This window comes from Bradyrhizobium sp. (assembly GCF_016462955.1).
In the GTDB taxonomy this organism is placed as follows: domain Bacteria; phylum Pseudomonadota; class Alphaproteobacteria; order Rhizobiales; family Xanthobacteraceae; genus Bradyrhizobium.
Genome location: NZ_JAEMSD010000474.1, coordinates 1 through 1,600, shown reverse-complemented (window position 1 = coordinate 1,600; position 1,600 = coordinate 1). Strand labels below are relative to the sequence as shown.

2 protein-coding genes and 1 pseudogene are annotated in these 1,600 nt (G+C 63.8%); 2 read left to right on the top strand and 1 reads right to left on the bottom strand.

Going from position 1 to position 1,600, the window contains the following annotated elements; genetic code table 11:
• Positions 1–407 (bottom strand): annotated as a pseudogene (locus JHD07_RS32060) (ion transporter); the annotation flags it as partial.
• Between the two features lie 115 nt (positions 408–522).
• Here JHD07_RS32060 and JHD07_RS32055 point away from each other — a divergent pair.
• Both JHD07_RS32055 and JHD07_RS32050 read left to right on the top strand, forming a co-directional pair.
• Positions 523–1,242: a sulfite exporter TauE/SafE family protein gene (locus tag JHD07_RS32055; protein ID WP_291629427.1), complete on the top strand. Its 720-nt coding sequence runs from the start codon at positions 523–525 to the stop codon at positions 1,240–1,242.
• 40 nt (positions 1,243–1,282) lie between these two features.
• Positions 1,283–1,600, top strand: a 318-nt coding sequence (locus JHD07_RS32050) for a hypothetical protein (protein WP_291629425.1), incomplete at its 3' end; no start/stop codon positions are given.

Genomic DNA, 1,600 nt, shown 5'->3' with positions numbered 1-1,600 from the left:
TCGTTGCGTCGGAAGAACGGAGAATCGATGCGCAACCGCACCAGCATCTGGTAGTCGCGCAGCAGCCCCAACGTCCGCAGGATCCGGAGAAAGCCGCCCGGCTCGCCGGCAAGCGGCGCCAGGAAGGATACGATCGCAACCATGTCAGCCCAGGTCGCAAGCTTGGTGAATTTTTGCAACGGATGCCGATCGACCAGGAGCCGGGCCGAGAAGTCGACAAGCAATATCATGCCGAACACGACGTCGAGCGTCTCGACGATGTCATTGGGCGGCAGGAACGAGGTCGCGATGATGAACAACACCGTCACGACATCGAAGGCGAGCAGCCCATAGCGGAAGCGCACGCCGTCCGGCGTTGTGCCCTCGTAAAGGCGGCGGACATTGCTTCTCAGGGACGCGAAGGTCACGGCATCATGATCACGGTTTGCATGGACGATGGCAAGTTCGATGGGGTTCCCTCGCCTGGGATCGATCGCCATAGGCCTCCTTACGGCTAAACTCTCTCGATTCGTGGAGATTGTGTTGGCCTTTCTCTTCGTCCTCAGCGTCGGCCTCGTCGCCGGCACCATCTCAGGCATCGTCGGCACCGGCTCGTCGATCATGCTGATGCCGGTGCTGGTCTATGCCTATGGCCCGAAGGAAGCCGTGCCGATCATGGCGGTGGCCTCCGTCATGGCGAACTTCTCGCGGATCCTGGCGTGGTGGCGCGAGGTCGACTGGCGGGCTTGCGCGGCCTATTCGGTCACGGGCATTCCGGCCGCGGCGCTCGGCGCCCGGACCCTGCTCGCCTTGCCCTCGCACGCGGTCGATCTTGCCATCGGCCTGTTCCTGATCGCGATGGTGCCAGTGCGGCACATCCTGGCGCGGCACGACCTCAAGGCCAACCTCTGGCACCTCGCCGTCGGCGGTGCGGTGATCGGCTATCTCACCGGCATCGTGGTCTCGACGGGCCCGCTCAGCGTGCCGCTGTTCCTGTTCTATGGCCTGTCCAAGGGCGCCTTCCTCGCCACCGAGGCGGCCTCGTCGCTGGGGCTTTACCTCAGCAAATCGGTGACGTTCGAACGATTCGGGGCGCTGACCGCCGACGTCGCCCTGAAGGGATTGATCGCGGGCTCGTCGCTGATGCTTGGCGCCTTCATCGCCAAGCGATTCGTGCTGCACTTGAAGCCGGAGGTGTTTCGGCTGCTGATGGACGGCATCATGCTGGCGGCAGGCTTGACGATGCTGTTCAATGCGTTCTGATGCGGCCCTCCGCAACATCCGCCCGGTAAAGGACCTCTGCATGCGCACCGTTGCCATGATCGCCGCCACCGGCATCGCCCTGTTCGCGATGCAGCCGGCATTCGGCGCGCAGCCGTTCGACGGCCTGTGGGCCTCGACCAAGAAGGATTGCCGCGACAGTGACGGCCCGGACAGCAAGACGATGATCGACCTCGACAACGTCATCAAAGGCAAGCCGGCCCCGCTGGTCGATCGCTACGAGAACCATTGCCGCATTGACCGCCAGACGCCGGCCGGCGACGGCCTCGTGCTGTCCGCCACCTGTTTCGAGTTCTGGGACGACTACAACAAGGGCACGAACGGCAGCAAGGTCACGATC